The 18,668-nt window shown below is 41.5% G+C and carries 13 protein-coding genes; 6 read left to right on the top strand and 7 right to left on the bottom strand.

Going from position 1 to position 18,668, the window contains the following annotated elements; genetic code table 11:
• Positions 1–231: 231 nt before the first annotated feature.
• From AAEU29_RS08510 to iadA, 3 genes are read left to right on the top strand one after another with little or no spacing between them, the layout of a single operon-like run.
• The gene (locus AAEU29_RS08510; RefSeq protein WP_421972923.1) at positions 232–3,153 is read left to right on the top strand and encodes a TonB-dependent receptor; all 2,922 of its coding nucleotides are present in this window, start codon (positions 232–234) and stop codon (positions 3,151–3,153) included.
• A gap of 37 nt (positions 3,154–3,190) precedes the next feature.
• Complete coding sequence (gene yfcC / locus AAEU29_RS08505) at positions 3,191–4,591, top strand: putative basic amino acid antiporter YfcC (protein WP_421972922.1); 1,401 nt, start codon at positions 3,191–3,193, stop codon at positions 4,589–4,591.
• 6 nt (positions 4,592–4,597) lie between these two features.
• Positions 4,598–5,773 (top strand): beta-aspartyl-peptidase, encoded by a 1,176-nt coding sequence (gene iadA, locus AAEU29_RS08500; RefSeq protein ID WP_421972921.1) that lies wholly within the window; start codon positions 4,598–4,600, stop codon positions 5,771–5,773.
• A gap of 68 nt (positions 5,774–5,841) precedes the next feature.
• Here iadA and AAEU29_RS08495 read toward each other — a convergent pair whose 3' ends face one another.
• The gene (locus AAEU29_RS08495; RefSeq protein WP_421972920.1) at positions 5,842–6,078 is read right to left on the bottom strand and encodes a hypothetical protein; all 237 of its coding nucleotides are present in this window, start codon (positions 6,076–6,078) and stop codon (positions 5,842–5,844) included.
• A 505-nt stretch (positions 6,079–6,583) separates the two neighbouring features.
• Here AAEU29_RS08495 and AAEU29_RS08490 point away from each other — a divergent pair.
• Positions 6,584–9,106 carry a TonB-dependent receptor gene (locus AAEU29_RS08490; RefSeq protein ID WP_421972919.1) on the top strand — a complete coding sequence of 841 codons (2,523 nt, stop codon included), beginning with the start codon at positions 6,584–6,586 and terminating at the stop codon, positions 9,104–9,106.
• Positions 9,107–9,435: 329 nt separating this feature from the next.
• On the opposite strand, the gene AAEU29_RS08485 is transcribed toward AAEU29_RS08490, so the two are convergent.
• The 3 genes from AAEU29_RS08485 to AAEU29_RS08475 form a co-directional block, all read right to left on the bottom strand.
• Positions 9,436–9,885, bottom strand: coding sequence for an SRPBCC family protein (locus AAEU29_RS08485; RefSeq protein ID WP_421972918.1), 450 nt, complete (start codon positions 9,883–9,885; stop codon positions 9,436–9,438).
• A gap of 190 nt (positions 9,886–10,075) precedes the next feature.
• Positions 10,076–10,531, bottom strand: a complete 456-nt coding sequence (locus AAEU29_RS08480) for a GNAT family N-acetyltransferase (RefSeq protein ID WP_421972917.1) — start codon at positions 10,529–10,531, stop codon at positions 10,076–10,078.
• A gap of 10 nt (positions 10,532–10,541) precedes the next feature.
• Complete coding sequence (locus AAEU29_RS08475; protein WP_421972916.1) at positions 10,542–10,886, bottom strand: VOC family protein; 345 nt, start codon at positions 10,884–10,886, stop codon at positions 10,542–10,544.
• A 365-nt stretch (positions 10,887–11,251) separates the two neighbouring features.
• Here AAEU29_RS08475 and AAEU29_RS08470 point away from each other — a divergent pair, with 365 nt between their 5' ends.
• Positions 11,252–12,220 (top strand): dihydrodipicolinate synthase family protein, encoded by a 969-nt coding sequence (locus AAEU29_RS08470; RefSeq protein WP_421972915.1) that lies wholly within the window; start codon positions 11,252–11,254, stop codon positions 12,218–12,220.
• 141 nt (positions 12,221–12,361) lie between these two features.
• Here the strand turns inward: AAEU29_RS08470 and AAEU29_RS08465 are convergent, their stop codons facing one another.
• From AAEU29_RS08465 to AAEU29_RS08455, 3 genes are all read right to left on the bottom strand, one after another.
• A complete protein-coding gene (locus tag AAEU29_RS08465) occupies positions 12,362–14,935 on the bottom strand; it encodes a hypothetical protein (protein ID WP_421972914.1) in 2,574 nt (857 codons plus the stop codon).
• A gap of 721 nt (positions 14,936–15,656) precedes the next feature.
• Positions 15,657–16,124, bottom strand: a complete 468-nt coding sequence (locus AAEU29_RS08460; protein ID WP_421972913.1) for an arginine repressor — start codon at positions 16,122–16,124, stop codon at positions 15,657–15,659.
• 15 nt (positions 16,125–16,139) lie between these two features.
• Entirely contained in the window at positions 16,140–17,525 is a 1,386-nt protein-coding gene (locus AAEU29_RS08455) for a Type 1 glutamine amidotransferase-like domain-containing protein (protein ID WP_421972912.1), read from the bottom strand.
• A 436-nt stretch (positions 17,526–17,961) separates the two neighbouring features.
• Here AAEU29_RS08455 and AAEU29_RS08450 point away from each other — a divergent pair, with 436 nt between their 5' ends.
• Positions 17,962–18,651, top strand: a complete 690-nt coding sequence (locus AAEU29_RS08450; protein ID WP_421972911.1) for a transporter substrate-binding domain-containing protein — start codon at positions 17,962–17,964, stop codon at positions 18,649–18,651.
• The last annotated feature ends 17 nt before the right edge of the window (positions 18,652–18,668 follow it).

Genomic DNA, 18,668 nt, shown 5'->3' with positions numbered 1-18,668 from the left:
CGACGAGTAGACACACGGTTTTCAACCGTGGTGTTGTCTATTGGTATGCAACCCACCCCAAAAAAATTACAAAAATAAAATTTCTTTGATTAAACACGCCTTTTGACTGTGCACTGTCACAATTACATTGGCTAAAACACGGCATAGTTGCGTCTAAATTGCGCAATCGATCCCTCAAATTTATGGGATATGTCTGTTTTGTTTAATCACCTAATCAGAAACAGGTGAAGTATGTATAACAAGTTAACCTTAGCCATTTTTGCAGCGCTGTCAGTGTCAGCACATGCTGCAGAGCAACCAGCCAAAAATTCAGAAGCAGAATCAGTAGAACGCATTGAGATCACAGGTTCTCGCATTAAAGGCGTTGACCTTGAAGGCACCCAGCCAATCACAATTTTAAGTGCAGAAGACATCGAGCGTTCAGGCGCTTCATCCATTTACGAATTACTGCAAGATATTCCTCAGCTAAAAGGCGGCGCAGGCACATTCTCAACCAGTGAAAGTGGCAGTACATCAACCGCTACACCAGCAGGACAAGCGGCAGCAAGCTTACGTGGTATGGGACCATCGGCAACACTTACGTTGATTAATGGTCGTCGCGTTGCGCCAAGTTCATTTGCTGCAGGCACGCAAAACTTTGTCGACGTAAACTCTATTCCATTAGCAGCAATTGAGCGCGTTGAAATCTTAGCGACAGGCGCGTCGGCAATTTATGGTGCAGATGCGGTTGCGGGTGTTATTAACTACATCTTGAAAAAAGACTTCGATGGCGGTGAAGTTGAAGTGAGTTACGGTGATAGCTTTGAAAATTCAGATGAAAGTAAAAAACAAATTAACCTTATTTGGGGCACCAAAATTGGCGAAGGTAACTTAACCGTATTTGCCGATTATTATGACCGCAACCAGTTTAATGCAAGCGACCGCGATTACCTTGCTTCACCTAATTTAGTTAACAGTTATTCATACTTACCAAAGCTTGAAAACACGCCAAATATTTATTACTACAGCAGCCGTGATGGTAATGAACAGCCTGCACCAGGCTGTTTAACAGAGACGGTTACAACCGAATATGGCGAGCAAATTTGTGCTTACTACGGTAATCAAGACGATGTATTACGTGCACCGTTTGAAAGTATGTCGGGTGGTTTCATGTTTAACCAAGCTGTGGGTAACCTTGTTTGGAATACCGAGATGTTCTATAGCAAAACTAAATCTACTGCGTATTCAACACCTGCAGCAATTAACCAGCTGGATGACAGCGAAGGCCCGTGGGTAAAAGAAGATGCCTTGTTTATTTATGATGATGCTAACGGCAATAACCCATTACTTGATTCGCTGTATATTGACCCGTTTGATACTTTGCTAGGGCAAGAGCAGTGGGGTTTCCAATTTGATGCGCGCTTTAACGACCCTCGCACGGTGGAAGTTGAATCTGAAAACATGCGTTTTGTTACTAGTCTTGAAGGGCAGTTAGCAGATTGGGATTGGGAAACAGGCATCATGTTTTCTGAATCACGCTCAGATCAAGTGGCTGTAAAGGGCGTTTACAACCGCTATAAATTCCATGCAGCACTAGCAGGTGAGTTGTGTTCAGATGGCACAATTGCACAGCAAAATAATGGCGATATTAGCTGTGGTGCAGGTTCGTTACTTGATTTTTATAACCCATTTTTAGTGGGTGATGGCACTAACGATGCAACATTAGCGCTTACGCAAGAAACACCAACGCGTAACGGTAAAAGCCGTGTTTACGGTTGGGATTTCACGCTTTCTGGCGAACTAATGTCAATTGGCGACATGGATATTCAATCGTCATTTGGTTTAGAAGCCCGCAAAGAAGAGCTTTCAGATATTCCATCAACTAACGCGGTAGCAAATGCTGACAACGAATACTTAGTAGATGTATTTGGTTATGGTTCGAGCATTGCCGAAGCTGAACGCGCGCAATTTGGCGCATTTGCCGAGCTTTATGTACCAGTAGGTGACAAAATTGAAATGCAACTTGCAGGGCGTTATGACCATTTTGATGACTTTGGCTCGACCTTTAACCCTAAAGTGAGCATAAGCTATCGTCCAGTTGATTCAGTAATGTTACGCGCAGCGTGGGCAACCTCGTTTAGAGCACCTTCGCTTACCCAAGCAGGTGTAAAACTAAGAACAACCACATCAACTTTTGATTGTGGCGCTAACCAAGCGGTAGCTGATTTATACTGCGAAGGTGACGGCACACAAGTGACGGTAAATAGTCTTGAGTTAGGTAACAGCGCATTAAATGCCGAAGAATCTGAGTCATTATCGCTTGGTTTTGCATGGAGCCCAAGTCGCGATACCACCGTCACATTAGATTACTGGCAATTTAATTACGACGATGTCATTGATACCAATATGACTGGGGTACTTGCCCGTGCTATTACTGATGAATCATTGCGCCACTGTGGTTTAGTTCCTAATGGTGAAATGGGTATTTCATACGGTGAAGACGTATGTAGTGTGACCGATAATAGCGGCCTTTACATTGACCAAGCGGGTGCAAACTTAGATGAAATTTTAGCGGCTTACATCAATGAATATGATCCGCGTTCGTACAGCCTAGAGCTTTATCGCGACCATGTGATTCAATTAGAAAACACCGGTAGCCAAGATATTCGTGGTTTAGACATTAAAATTGATCAGCGTTTTCGTTTTGATGCGGGTGATTTAACGTTAAAACTCGACGCCACGCACTACCTTGATTACGACCGTAATAAGCCTGGCTCAGACGACATTGAGCAACTTGTTGGCACATTCCGCTACCCTGAAAATGTCGGTCGTTTTTCAATTTCATTTGATGCAGAGCGTTATTACATCTCGCTTGGTGCAAACTATACTGATAGTTATCAAGATGATATAGAAGGTTTACGCGGCCGTGAAATCGACGAGTTAATTGAACTTGGCGAATTAGATGACAACGAACAGCGCGATGTGAAAAGCTGGACTGTGGTGGACTTAAGTGCGGGTTATGAAGTATCAGATTCAGTGATGATCCGCGCCAGTATCGATAACTTATTCGATAAAAAGCCACCGAGCGTTTACGGCTCATCACGTGGTTTTGACTCAATTAATCACGATGCTTACGGTACTACGTATAACCTTGGTGTAACTTACCGTTTCTAATGGGCAAGTGGGGGCAACCCCACTTTTAAAAACACACATGAAACAACAATTTAAAATGCCTGATGCGTTCGTTATTTTATTAATGATCGCAGGGCTTTGCTATCTCGTGTCTTTCTTTGTATTGCCGGGAAAATTCGACGGTATCAGCCAAGGTGCTACCGTATCGCTGGCGCAATTTAGCCAAGCGGTAAGCCCTCAGCCCGCGGCGCTGTTTGCAACAAACGGCGATGCAGGCTTACTTAATATTCTGTTTGAAGGCCTAGTCAGCGGTGATAGAAATGGCGCAGCAATTGGCGTAATTGCGTTTATTTTAATTACTGGTGGTGCATTTGGTGTGCTGATGCATACCAAAGCCATTGATAACGGCATTATGGCGCTAATTAGCTCGACTACGCGTATTGATTGGCTGTTTATACCTAGTTTGTTTATCACCTTTGCGTTAGGCGGCGCTATTTTTGGTATGGGTGAAGAGGCCATTGCATTTTGTATTGTGCTCTTTCCGATCATGAAAAAGCTTGGTTATAACGCGCAAGTAACTGTGCTGGTGACGTATGTGGCAACGCAAATTGGTTTTGCGGCATCACCTATGAACCCGTTTAGTATTGCCATTGCGCAGAGTATTGCAGGCTTACCTGTCTTTTCAGGTGCAGAGTTGCGTACTGCTATTGCTGCATTGTTTATTTTTGTTGGAATGGTATTTACCGTGCGTTACGCATCGAGCATTCGTAACATTGAACAATTGCCTGAAAATACCGCGCAAGCTGCGCTCACCAATACCGACAAACTGCTGTTAGTTAGCTTTTTAGCGGTGATTGTTTGGGTGATTTATGGCGTTACGGCAAAAGGCTATTACATTCCTGAACTTGCTACCCAGTTTTTTGTTTTGGGTTTAGTTGTGGCGATTATTGCCAAGCTTGGCAACAGGCAGAGCATTGAAGAGTCTGTGTCCGCGTTTAAACATGGTAGTGCCGAACTACTGCCAGCTGCGCTATTAGTTGGTCTTGCAAAAGGCTTAGTGCTATTGCTTGGCGGTGGCGATTTAGCCGAGTATTCGTTACTCAATACGCTACTTTATTATGCGGCGTCGTTTATCTCGCATGTGCCCGATGTGATAGCTGCTTGGTTTATGTATTTATTCCAATCAGTGTTTAACTTTTTTGTCTCATCGGGTTCAGGTCAAGCCGCGATTACGATGCCAATTATGGCGCCACTTGCTGACTTAATTGGCGTATCGCGTCAAACAGCGGTGCTGGCATTTCAGCTAGGTGATGGCCTAACCAATATTATTATCCCAACGTCAGCGAGTTTGATTGGCTGTTTAGGCGTTGTAAAACTTTCATGGAACGAATGGGCGCAATTCATTTGGCGCTTTATGTTGTTTTTATTCTCTTTAGCAAGCGCAGTGGTGATTGTTGCGCATCTTATAAATTATCAATAAAACATTATGTTAACTCTAATTAAGCAGGCCGAGTGTTATTCCCCTAAAAGACTCGGTAAACAAGACGTGCTTATTGCAGGCACAAAAATTATTGCAATCGAAGCTGACATTAACCTCGATACCAATGTTGCATGTGAGGTGATTGATGGCAGCGACTTAATTGTAGCGCCTGGCTTTGTTGATTCACTGGTGCACATTAGTGGCGGCGGTGGCGAAGCGGGTTTTGCCAGCCGCACACCAGAAATGAACTTAACGGATGCCACTATTGCAGGCATTACCACTGTGGTTGGTGCGCTTGGTACCGATGATGTTAGCCGAACTCACAGCGACTTAATCGCCAAAGCAAAAGGGCTAAAGCAAGAAGGTTTAAACGCTTTTTGTCATACGGGGTCGTATCATTTACCCGCAAAAACGCTGGGCGAAAGCATTAGCCATGACATTATGTATGTGGATGAAGTAATTGGTTTGGGTGAAGTGGCCATTAGCGATCATCGCGGTCGCCAAATTACTGCGCAGCAACTTGCTGAAGTCGCCGCCGAAGCCAGAACCGCAGGCCTTTTAAGTGGTAAACGCGGCACCGTATCGATTCATGTTGGCTCAGGCAAAGCGCATGTTAATTTGCTGCATGATGTGGCCAATAACACGGATATTCCGATCTACCAGTTTTACCCAACACATATGAACCGTAACGCCGAGCTATTAACGGCGGGCATTGAATTTTGCCGTGCAGGTGGCACCATCGACTTTACGACCAGCACTACCGAATACGATTTGGCTAACGGCGAGCTTGCCGCGGCCGAAGCCCTTGCCTATTGCTTAGATAAAGGGGTGCCAGTGGGGCAGCTGACCATGAGTTCAGACGGTCATGCGAGTTTGCCAATTTATAATGAGCAAAATGAGCTCGTCGGTTTTGAAGTGGGTACTGAGCTGTCATTGCTAAGTTCATTTCAGCAGGCGGTAAAACAATTTAATGTGCCTCTTGAAAAAGCATTAAGTGCGATTACGATAAACCCCGCGCGCATTCTTGGCCTTAACAAAGGCGAGCTTAAACAAAATGGGGATGCCGATGTGGTGCTGCTTCGTCAATCAGATTTAACCGTGCACAGCGTATGGTGCAATGGCAAAAAAATGATTGAAGACAGCCAAATTGTTGCCAATGGATTTTTTAATAGCGCAAACTGAATTCAAGTTAATAAATCAACTTGATGATATAAGCCCAAGGGTTAGCGACAGCTAACCCTTTTTCATTTCTATTGTTTATGCAAAGTTAAAATACTGGTTTGATTATTTGCTAACTCTTTTTTTGATAGCACTTTGTAATAGCCCCAATGTGCATCATCAATTGCAATTAGGTAACGCGGTGTGTTTGGCTTAAATGGAAAAGCAGAATCGAGCTCAGAGTTAGCTAGTTCAAGGCGTATCAGCTCTTGGTAAGCGTTTGAAGCAATGGGTGAAATTAATTTTCCGTCTATGTGAATGCGTTCCATAACTATACCCCTTTGAAAGATTAAAAAGTTGCTCATCTTTACCCACTCAAGCTAGCTTACACTGTAACGAGTTAGATCTATATTGCTTTAATTTGTACGCTTTAAGTTAACAGAAATTGGCTAAAAACGCCTTTTGAAACGCTAAGCTTTAAGCCTTTTTGTTTATTTCGCCTAACTTTAATTTTCTTCACGTTGTTTTAGCAAAATAATTATTTCTGCTTGCATAATAATTTGTGTTTTATCTATATGATTTAAAATGATTTTATAGTTTTCAAATGAGTGCTTTTGAATAAAAATTCATGTTTAAAAGTTGGCTACGCAAAGTGGTCGATTGTTCCTTTTTTAGGCGGTTGCTATGCGCTGAATGATGCTGTTTTATTGCCTGCGGCCCCGTAATTTAAGCCCAGGAATTGAACTGCCATGGAGATGGCCTGTGCCAAGGTCGCCGTTAATTATAAAAAATGACTTTGCCACGCAATTAAACATCATTCTATTAAGGGAAAACATGAAACATCTATCGCATTTAACTGCCTCGCTTTCATCGGTATCGCTGGCGGTATTAACAGGCCTTTTTATATCGCCAAACGTACAGGCTGCCAGTAACGATCAAGCCACAAAAGAAATGGAAAGTATTCAAATCACCGCATCACGCCGCGCAACCTCAATTGAAGACACTGGCATGTCTGTGAGTGCGGTAAGTGGTGAATCGCTAGAGCAACTTGGTGCAACTAACTTTGCCGACTTTATTCGCACAGTACCTGGCTTAAACTTTTCTGAATCAGCAGCCCCAGGTACCCAAGATATTATTATTCGTGGTGTTAACTTTCCAAGTAACCGTTTTCAAATGCCAACAGTGTCGGTTTATTTGGATGAAATTAATTTATCGCAAAACGGTCGTAACCCAGATATTGACCTGATTGATGTGCAACGTGTCGAAGTGTTACGCGGGCCACAAGGTACGCTTTACGGTGGTAGCGCCATGGGTGGAGCGCTGCGCTATATCACCAATAAAGCAGATACCAGCGGCATTGATTATTGGTTTGAAGCAGGACTTGAGCAAACTAAAAACGGCGGCTTAGGTAACAAGCAATCGCTGATGTTTAATACCCCGTTAAGTGATGATGCAGCACTGCGAGTTGTGGCTTATCGTAAAGACTTAGACGGTTGGATTGATAACCTTGGTTATATTCACACCGGTGACTATGAAATTATTGACCCAAACACCGGCGAAGAAAATTACAACGACGAAAACACCGTAGGCGGTCGCGTTAGTTTACGTTGGGATGCAAGCGACAATCTTACCTTAGATTTTATGGCGGCAATACATAATGTTGAGGTAGATGGTTTAGCGAACTGGAACCCAAACTTAATTAGCAAAGGTAATAATGGCGCTGGCTATGGCAGCTATAAAGCAGCTGTGCGCGACAAAGAAGCTTACCAAGATGACAACACGATTTTAAATTTTACCGCTACCTATGATGCAGACTTTGCTGAAATTAGCTGGATCTCAAGTTTAAGTAAGCGTGATTATCAGCGCATTAGTGATGTGTCGCGCGAGCGCCATGGTATTGACTGGTGGGTCGGTGATTTCTCTTCAAAGTTTGATTACAACCTAGACAGCCACGTGGATGAGTCGGGTCAGCCACTATCGTCAGTGCGTATTCGCCCGATTGATTATAAAAGCACAAGTCATGAGTTGCGCTTTGTCGGCAGTGCATTTGACGACAAGCTTAATTGGGTTGCAGGTGCGATTTATGCCAAGCGCGACAACCTATGGCAACAGCGTGAGGTGTATGAAGGGTTAGAATCTGCTTATTCGTCGTTTGTGCCTTTTGGCTTTAGCACTAACTATGAGCAAGCTGCGCTAGATAATCCAAACGAGTTTGGCGTTATCGGCACCGATCTGTGGTTTTACTCTGACAGAGAAGAAGAAATTGAAGAAAGTGCTGCATACCTAAACCTAACTTATTCGTTAAGCGATGCGTGGCAAATCAGCGTGGGTAGTCGCTTTTTTGATGTTGAAGTAAGCAATAACTATCAGCAAGGTGGTATTTTTGGCGGTACTTATGTATCACTTGCAAAAGACGATTACCAAAACGGCTTAATTAGCGAAAACCAGTATCATCAAATTATTGCCGACAACGTTGCCAGCAATTACCACACCGAAGCCCGCTTTTTACAACAAGAAGACGACGCTTCATTTATGTTCAATACCTCCTACGATTTTGGGGATACGCTTGTCTACGCAACGATTGCTGAAGGTTACCGTATTGGTGGCGTAAACCGCGCATTTCCAATTCGCGATGGTAGTTTAACGGTACCACAAACGTTTGATTCTGACAGTTTAGTGTCGAGCGAGCTTGGCTTAAAGAGCCAATTATTCAACCGCGCGTTAACACTCGATATGTCGGCGTATCAAATTGATTGGCAAGATATTCAGTTTGGTTTAACGGATCCTGTTACGTCTTTCGATTTTAATATTAATGCAGGTGCGGCTGAGATTAATGGCCTTGAAGTAAGTGCACTTTGGCAGGCTACAAGTGACTTAGAGTTTAGCGCATCAGCTACCTTGCTTGATCATCAAGTCACTGAGCTGTCTGACGCTGCCCTTGGGCAAAATATTAATGTGGGCGATGCGATGTTAGGCGTATCAGATGAGCGTTTTGCATTAGCTGTTAGCTACTACACTGAAGTATTTGAACAAGACGCTTATGTGCGACTAGATTGGAACTACACCGGCGATTATATCCGTGATTACGTAAGCGAAGACGATTCACCAGAAGTAATCGCTGCAGCTACTGGCGATGCCTATGCTATGACCACTCTCGCCAGTGGTTTTAGTTACAAAAATTGGGATATTAGCGTGTTTATTCGCAACCTATTTGACGAAGACACCATCGTAAGCCAAGAAAAGCCGCGTGTAAGTTACAGCGGTGGCCGTTATAGCGATGTAAGTTCAGACCCTGGCCGCGTAGTGACATTAAAACCTAGAACGATAGGCGTGAATGTTCGCTACCGATTCGAATAAGAGCGAAATGAACTCTATTGTTTAACTATGCAGCTGCAAGTATGGGTTTAGTACAAGGCAGAGCTAGTGAAGTTTGGTTCTCCAAATAATTCTAGCGATAACGCAGTAATAAACCCATAGAGGCGCTGCCCAAAGGGTTCAAGCCTAGTCGCTTTTATCTTTGTTGACGATTTTTGACTTAGTCCACTAGGTCTGCAACTCGTCGCCTCGATTAAAACGACTAGGTTTGAACATACTTTAAACTATAGAGTACATTTCGCTCTATCATTTCGAAAAATCAAAGGCGCATTTATGCGCCTTTTTTAATGTAATTTCTTATTTAACAGGCTCTATTTATTTTCAAGATACTGTTTTATGTCTTGTAAATCTTTCTCGAGCATTTTTACTAAAGATTTCTTCATCAATAGCCCCATTAATGCTGAAAACACTTTGCCAATAAATGACATCGACTCACTAGAAAAAGACATAGAGAGAATTGTTTTGCCATTGTCTTCGGCAACAGCCATTTTAGTAAGGTATACCGCACCACAATTTTCGGCGCGGGTGCAATAATATTGGCCTTCTACTGCCTCGGTTATCCACATGGTTTCACTTGCTTCTTTACCAAACATCTCGCGTGTTTCGCTCCACTTTAAACCAACTAACCCTGTCTCTGGTTTTTCAATCACGGCTAAATCGATAATCGCGGAAATCATATTTTTACAGTTAGCTATGTCTGTGATTGCTTGCCACACTTTTTCTTTGGCGCAATTTACTTCTGTTGAAACATTAATTTCCATGTTTTACCTCTAGGTATGCGTGGGAGCGAGTTAACAAAGTTATTACCGCAAGCTTTTAGCTGATTATTCGCTTAACAAACATAGCCTATTTATTTTTATCACGCAGTTATTTATGAGGCCTTTAAAAAGGAAGATTGAAAGCGGCCTTTTGATTAAATAAACCTTAGGGTTATGCACAGAAAACTAATTTTCAGCTTGAAAAATCAAGTACTAACGCTAGTTTTTCAATGCCGTGGCTGGGTGTAAAACGCTTAAACTCGTTAAAGCCGTGCTTTTGGTATAAGCGAATAGCAGGCGCGTTAACTACCGCGGTTTCAACAATGGCTTTGCTAAAATCAAACGCATTTAACACATACTCCATCAGTTGTCCGGCAATGCCTTTACGAAAATGCTCTGGCGCTACGGTTAAACTGTCTATTTCTAATAGGTTGTCTTGATATGTGATTTCGATAACACCAGCAAGGCTGTCACCCTCATAAAAACCATAAAACAGAGTCTTTGAGCTTGCTATATCCTGTGGTGTGCGCGATAGCGGTGGAAAATTATCGGTGCCAATCAGTGCGGCTTCAATTTTATAAGAAGCTTGAAACACAGCGTAAATGTGCGAAGCAATATCGCTATTTGAATGGTTAAGTTGAGCTATCATATTTTGTTAATTAACTGCCTAACTGGGTAATATGCAAAAGTTCGCCCGAAGGTCCCCATAGGTAAAATACTTTGCCCCAAGGCACTTGTTGGATTGGTGTGATTTTAGTTTTGTATTTTGAGTTGCTACATAACTTAAACGCATCTTCGATATCCGCAACGCAAATTTGCAACATAAAGTTATTTGCTAAATCTTCGTTGTAAAAGCGCTGCAAGAAGAAAAGACAATCGCCATTTTCAAAAAGCGTAAGATCATCGCTCACATATTCAGACTTAAAGCCAATTTCAGCATAAAAAGATAAAGAGACCTCGTAGTCCTTACTCGGGATAAATGTTTTTATATCGATAACTTCCATGATATTTCCATAAATAAGCAGCACGTATTAACACTTAAAAAGTGCAATAGTGAAATGGCTAAGGGCAAAGTAAGTGCGCCCAAAAATTTACAAAACTATAAATAGCGCACGCGCATTAGTAAACCTTTCAATAACTAAAGATAACTAAACGTATTTAAAAACTGAGGTTTAGGTTTATAAACGGTGGGTTTTGTAGATGTTTTACGGCAAATAGGCTTTAAGTTAAGGTAAATTGTATGCTTGCTAAACTCATTACAGCTCACTAATTTTAAGCATTTATTAAAGACAATTTCACACAAATGTTTATTTTGTATATTTTATACGATATAGTCAGGCAATAAAGATTTTATACAAAAGGTAATACGATGCAAACAAATAGTACAGATTGGCGTTATACGGTTATGCCTGCCGTGTTTACATGGTTAAAAGAGACTGAAACAGGCGCACTTGAAATTGACCTAGTTGCAACACAAAAGTACGCAGCAGATATTTTACGTGTTGAAGGTAAAGCTGGCACACGCATGGGTGGCCTTGTTGGTTCGGGCACGCTGGGTGAAAACAGCTACCTAAGCGCTGAGCAGCGTCTTTCTCTACTAAGTGCGCTTTCTGAGGTTGCTAAAGAGTTTAACGTGCCATTAATTAGTGGTGCTGCGGCAGAAACCAAAGAAGCGCTTGCAACAATTGTTAAAGAGCTGGCGACAGTAGGTGTAGATACGGTAATGGTAATGCCACCAAAAACCAAAGAAGCGCCTTCTGATGATGAAATGTATGCATATTACGCGCTTGCAGCTGATGCAGCACGTGAAGCTGGCATTACGATTATGCCTTACAATAATCCAGATGCAGCGGGTTACCATGCACTTTCAACCGATATTTTAAGAAAGCTTGCAGCACTACCTGAAGTAACAGCTCTTAAAATTTCAACAACTGACGTTTCAGTTATTGAAACACTGATGCTAGAAAACAAAGATGCAAAAATCTTAGCAGGTGTAGACACAGTAACCGTTCACGCAGGCCTTGCTGGCGCATGTGGCGGCATTACAGGTGTAGGGTGTATCTTCCCGAAAGCAAGTGTAACCATGCAAGAGTATGTAAATGACGGCAATTGGGCTGAGGCGAATAAAATCTCGCAAGCAATGAACTCAATTTCATACCTTGATGCACAGCCACTGCTATTAGAATACCTAAAGTTTGCATTTGGTATTCACCATAATGACGAACAAGGCGGCCTGCGCACATTAGGCAAAAAGCTTACGGCAGCGCAAATTGATGATGTACGCGCACGTTACCAACTTGCAAAAGAGCGCCTTGAAGCACTAGGTTTAGCTGAATAACTCTTATAGTTTTTTGAAAAGATCAAAGCTCCTTTTTAGGAGCTTTTTTGTGGGTTTTGGAAATTAATAATTTTTATCTGAAGGAATATATAGGTATACACAATACAAATTTAGACCCAGAAATTTACTTTTACAGCTAACTTATTTAGTTGTTAGCAAAGTCATATACAGTGATAGCAACTGCTCTTTGTTGCCATTATGTATCATCGTATCCCTCACTTGATTCATCAACTTACGATCAGTTAACCCGAGTAGATCATAATATCGAATATTTCTTTGAGGTTGCCAATTTCCACTCGCCCAATAGCAGGAGCTATTTTTTAATTCTTGCTGAGGAAAAAACCATTGTGCAACACAGAAGTTTTCCAGTGTGTTATCGGATGTATCTTCTCCTTCACACTTTATACCGCCCGTATTCATTTTGTTTTTAAGAATGTTGTACGTAGTAAGTGCGTCTTGATACGAAATTGTTTTGCTGCAATAACCTCCCGTGAAGGCGTCAAATTTACCGAAATATTTAGTGTCCTGTTGTTGGTAAGCAAATTGACCGAACCCCTCGGAACTATACGAATCCGTAGCATAAGGGTACCAAGCTTGAGAGGTAAGTGAACCTGTTAAAGAACTAGCTAAGTTTTTGTCATAGTTATACAGTGCCAACATATAATCTTGAGCATGACTAATATCACCTGAACCTGCGCCATTTAAAGCTATGCCGTTCCAGTCGCATTTGCCAGTTTTTCCTGCTTTATAACAGGTCACAACATTGTAGCCAAAATCCCTTCCAATAAATTGAGGCAGTTGAGAGTTGATGCTTGCAGAATTTACATTTACTCCTCCTTTTCTTAGTGCTTGTCCTAAAATTGCTCCTCGCGCTAACATCCAGGCTACATTTGAGTTTTGCAATGTTAAGTATTTAACACTAGACGCACTGGGTAACTGTCCTGCACATTCTTTTGGTTTTTCTTGCACGGGCTCCATGTAACTGCATTGTGGGTAAGGCTTTTGAGATATATATCTTATGTCTTCTATATTCGTATCACTCCATTTGTCCCAAATATGTACTTTAATATTGTTTAAAACTCGTCGAGCATGATATTTACTTTGTTCGGAAGATTTTGAACTAGTGAGTATGGCGCTTATGGCTGTTGCTACGCCCGCGGCGGCTCGCCACTCATAGTGCCAATGTTTTCCATGATGTGCAGAACTAGACGGTGAATTCCAGAGGTACCAAGATTTATTAGAATTAGGTGATATAAATGGGATAGGTTGTCGGCATTGAACTAAATCATTTGTCATGTTGCCAAATTGATCTAGTTCACAGGTATCATCCCAAAACTCCTTGATACGATGTATCATGTAGCTTTCAATTCTACTTGCTACATCTATTCCTAATTCTTGCGTGAAAGTATCTATGTTTTCATATATTTTTGATAAAATAACGAGCCTATCGAATTCAGCATAGAAGTTTTTTTGTTTGCCACCAACACTCGGATAACCTTGATTTAATATAATATTTGATACTGCCGCTTCTAGCTTATTCATCTGAGTGTTAGAGAAAGTAATACTTCGCATGGTCCGTGCTATGCCATGAATGTCGCATTTTATATACAGAATATCTTTCAAATAAGCCTGTTTTATATTTATCTCGTGAATCAAACCATTGGAGCTCATTTTAGCGCCATTCAAATGAGTTGATGGATCTTCTGAAAGTCTGCAGTTGTTTCCCTTAAAGTGAGCTTTAACCTTGATAATGTCATCCAAATCAGTATTCGCCACTGATATATCGAAATTTTTATCAGAGATAATATGTTTGTTATTAACATATATATCAACTTTTTCTTCAATTACATTATTAGTAGAGCTCGAGATGGTGGAATTTAATTTATCGAAACACTTCACAGTTTGAGTATATTGTTCAGCAACCTCTCTTACCGGACTTTGCCAAGTAAAAGAACCGCTGTATGAACCATTTGCATCGGGTTTTAATTTATAGTCATTAGAATTATATTTACCGTTTTTGATGCCGACACATCTTTGGACATTTTTATATTCAAAATTAAAAGATTGTGTTTCACCAATAGCAACTTTCGATGGATAGTAATTTACGTTACTAACCTCTGGTCCTAAAATTGTATAATGGGCTGTTTTTCGAATTGTTTTATTTTCACTTGAGAGGCCTTCACATATTATAGTGGATGAGTTGTCACCTGAATTACTCCTAGTGGTTGTCCAAGTGAAGTCTAACTTGTTTGTTTGAGGGTCTACTGGATACTCATATCCCCCTGAATTGTAACAGCGAGATACATTTTCAGCATTTATAAATAAGGTATGGCTATTACCAAGCAGTGTTTCAGTTGGTGAATAAGCCGCTTCAAGTGTAGGCTGGGGGGGGAGTGTGATTTCGTAATAAGCTGTTTTTGTTAGTTTTCCCCCAGAGGTGGTTGTGCATTCGACTGTTGAGCTGTTTTTTCCTGTAACTTCACGAGTTGTTGTCCAAGTAAAATCTAAAGAACCATCAGAAGTAACGCCAGGATAAACGTATCCTTTTGGATTTTGGCATTTAGTTATTCCTTTAGCATGAATCTCAAGTGTATGAGGGGAGCCAAGTTGTGTTTTGTAAGGCTTGTATTCAACTTCCAAATTTGCAGCGAGTGCAGATGAAGAATATGCTGCAATGGTCAATGGTATTAAGAAGCGTAAATTTAATCTATCCATAGAATAGTCTTTATAATAAGAGGTTGATTTATTTGTGTTTTATATTTTGCGGTAATTATTGCCAGTTGTAAAATTTTTGTTTTCTGAGTTTACGAGATATTAGCAAACCATCGGGGGTCAGGTCTTGCATTGTGTAAAGCTAAGCTAAACATAAACAAATATAAAAAACGCAGCTTTGTTTAACGCTGCGTTTTTTATTGCTATTTCTAAAGCTCTAGGTTTTGGGTTGATATAAATATGCTTAAAAATATGCACAAATAATTATCCCATCTGACAATGCGTTAATCAGTGTAATTTATTGATTTTTAATTACTAAGTTGATTTCTAATTGTTGTTCTTTGGGTGGTTTAAGCATTTTATGCAGTATTTATTCAGTTGCTGGTTTACTGTACAAAGTGCCGCTTGAGGCGGGCGTTTTGCCTTGTTATTGTAGCGCCTGTCAGCAAGGTGATGGTGGCGTGTTAACACAGTTGTGTGTTGTATAAGCTCTGCCCGTTGACTCTCACGTTTGCGCTATTTTCACTTTTGCTGACAAAATAAATTCATGAACCCCATGGCAATCGAGCGGATAGACAACATGCTTTTAAGGTGTTTTTAAGCGCTAATTTTTAACGGTCGATTTTGTTAATTGTGCTTTCTACTTTTTGAGGTATGTACGTTTTGCGATGTGGTTGTTGTATTACGTAAAACAAAGGCGTATCACTGTGTGATACGCCTTTTCTTATGCTGCTTGATAAAAGTCTAAAATGTCGCAAATTTGATTGCACAGTAGCGTGGTGCACTGCGCGGGTTTTGGCATAATAAACAAGGTATCATCGCTTGCGACTGTGCCGCTAATGCCCAAACTATCGTGCAAGTGATCAAGCACGCGGGCAACAATTTTAGCGCCGCCCGCTTGGGTTTTTATCACCACCAGCGCCTCGTTTTTATCACACGCCAACACCACACTTTCAATCGACTGTTTTAGCCCCGGCATGCCCACATCTGAAGGTAGGCGATACACCAGCTGGTGGTTGCTGTTACGCATACGTACCGCACCTAAGCGCGTAAGCATTCGCGAAACGCGTGACTGCGAAATATCAGCAAATCCCATTAAACCTAATTCGTATGAGAGCTCAAACTGCGAGCGGATCTCTTTTTGTAAAATTAGGTATTTAATGGTTTGAATAAGGGATTTTTCGTGATCCATATTCAACCCACCAACTTAATAAGGGTTAAGTGGCGAATAATAGCGATTTCTGGTGCCATCTATCGAGACGTTCAGCGTTTCACCGTTATGACTTCCTGTGTTTAGATTGATTTGCTGATTGGCAATCAGCTTTAATCGTTCAATGTTGTTGTAAATTACAGGGGCATTACAGCTCAGCTGCTGGCGCTCGGTGGCTGCGGTTTCCTTAAAAATATACACAGCACCGCTGCCGTCAACTAAGCTTTCGCCATTACTTTTAACAAACAATGAGGTGTTTTCATCTGCCGCAATTACATTGCTGCCAGTAGCTAAATGTCCTAAAAACACCACTGAACGTGCAAGGCGGTCACGCTCGGCAAAGTGCGTGTCGGTGAGGGTATTGGCAAGCAAGTTATTGCTAAACATCCCTTGGCTAATATTGATGGTGCTGTGGCAAAAATCAGTCACTACTTCGTCTGAAATTGCGCCAAGAGTACCATCAGGGTCGTAAACCGAACCACCTAATAGCGCCATACCTGCTGATGTGCCACCAATAACCCCGCCTTTATCATAAACATGCTGAAGTGCATCTTGCAGCTGCGTATTTTGCCATTGGTTGAGGTAATCAGCCTGATCGCCACCGGCAATAAAGACAAATTCGGCACTTTTAATTGTCCATTCAACATAATCACTATTTGCAAGCGTTCTCGAATCAACTAATAGGGTGTTTACCGAATCGGCATTAAGTAACCCGCTTAAATAGTCATTGTATCCATCAGTGCCTGATGTTCTTAAAATTACCACGTCTTGATTGCTGCCAATATGTGGTAAAACACGGCCTGTAAATGCGCTATCAACATCGGTGCCGCCACCCATCAGCAAGGTTGCACCTTGGCCGCTGGTAAGTGCGCCACACGCATCATTAACGTTGCCTGTTTGCCAATAAGTTAAGTCGCTTGGAATAGCGGGCATCAAGCCATAACCACAATCTTCAGCAGGTGGCGTTGGCTCGGTTGGAAAATTAACGGTTAAGTCGTACCAGCCACGGCCTGAGTAGCGTGTTACTTTTACATAGTAATTACCAGCTGCTGCGGTAATGCTGCCAAGTTCGGGTATATTACCTGTCTCGCCCGTTAAAATTGCGCTGCCAGTTTCGCCATACAATGCCCAATCAAAATCGTCACGGCTGTCGTGATCTAAGCGAATGCTGATTTGCCCATTTTCACCACTGGTAAAGCGAAACCAATCAATGTCGCCACGCTCTGAATTACCAGCAATAACGGTATTTGAGCAGTCTATTAAATTGGCCTGACTTTCAAGGTCATTTGGTTCAGATTCGGTAGAGGTACATGCGTAAGCAGTTTGAGAGAGCGAAAAGCCCAATAGTAGTGATGCTACAATGAAGTAGTTCTTATTATTCATAGGAATTTCCTAACAAAAATCAATAAAGCGCCTGCGCTAAAAAACGCAAAACGAAAGTGTGTTGTTGAAATTGTTAGGGTTGGTTATTCGTCAAACCACTCACTTAGGTGATAGTCAGACGAACATTCATGTAGCTCACTAGGCGTAACAAAAGTACGTAATGTCATTTTATTCTCCTAGTTAGTGTGAAGTGTTCTAGTACGTTTTAGCATAGTGAGCAAAAAAGTAAATAATGCGTTTACAACAAATTAACATCGAAATGCGGCTTATTAGGAATAATTTTTCGAGAACCAAGCGTAAGTGATTGATAAACCGTGGTGCGCTGCGTATTTATGCGTAATTTTATGCTGATTATTTATATGAAATTTTTTCGTGATCTTGCACTTACACTTTTAAATACACTAGGGGTACAGCGTGTTTAAACTAATTGTTCATTATGATGTCATCTTGTATTTTTGTTTTACTTGCAACCGCCTCATTTTTGGCAAGTGCGACGCCAGCAACGCTTACCACTTGCCTTGATATTACCCATTCAGAGCTTAACTCAGCGCCTAACAGTCACTATCATTATTTAGAAAAGCTAAGCAATTACCTTGAGCGCGAACTGGTGATAATAAATAAAGCGCCATTTAGCCGTTGCCTATTGTTATTAGAAAAAGGTGAAATTGATATATTGCCGGGGCTTATAGCAAATCCAAAGCGGCAACAACATGCGCATTTTATTGCTTACGGTACCAGCCAAAAGCGCGTGTTATTTTATAAACGCGGGGCAATTGAAAATGCATTTACAGATGATAAGTCATCTTTAACCGTAGGTGTGCTGCGCGGTGAAGCACTAAGTGTCTATGAAAAGCAGTGGTTAAAAGGAAAGCGAGTGTACTATTACAATGATGTTGAGCGGGCGTTTCTTTTGCTCGAAAAAGAGCGCTTGGCGTTGCTATTAACCAACAAGGCAGCGTTTGATTCGGTTAATTTAGCACCAGAGGTAAAACAGCACATTGTAATGGACTTTTTGCCAGAACAAGTTGCGCGTAGTGTACATTTTGCCATTAGTAACAAAGCCTTTAGTCGCGACTTACACGCCAAGGTAACAGAATTTGTAAAAGTAACGCCCTTCGCTGAATAACAACGGATGAAAGATAA

The organism is Pseudoalteromonas aquimarina, from assembly GCF_049257255.1.
In the GTDB taxonomy this organism is placed as follows: Bacteria; Pseudomonadota; Gammaproteobacteria; order Enterobacterales; family Alteromonadaceae; genus Pseudoalteromonas.
This window is presented reverse-complemented; position numbering and strand designations above follow the sequence as displayed.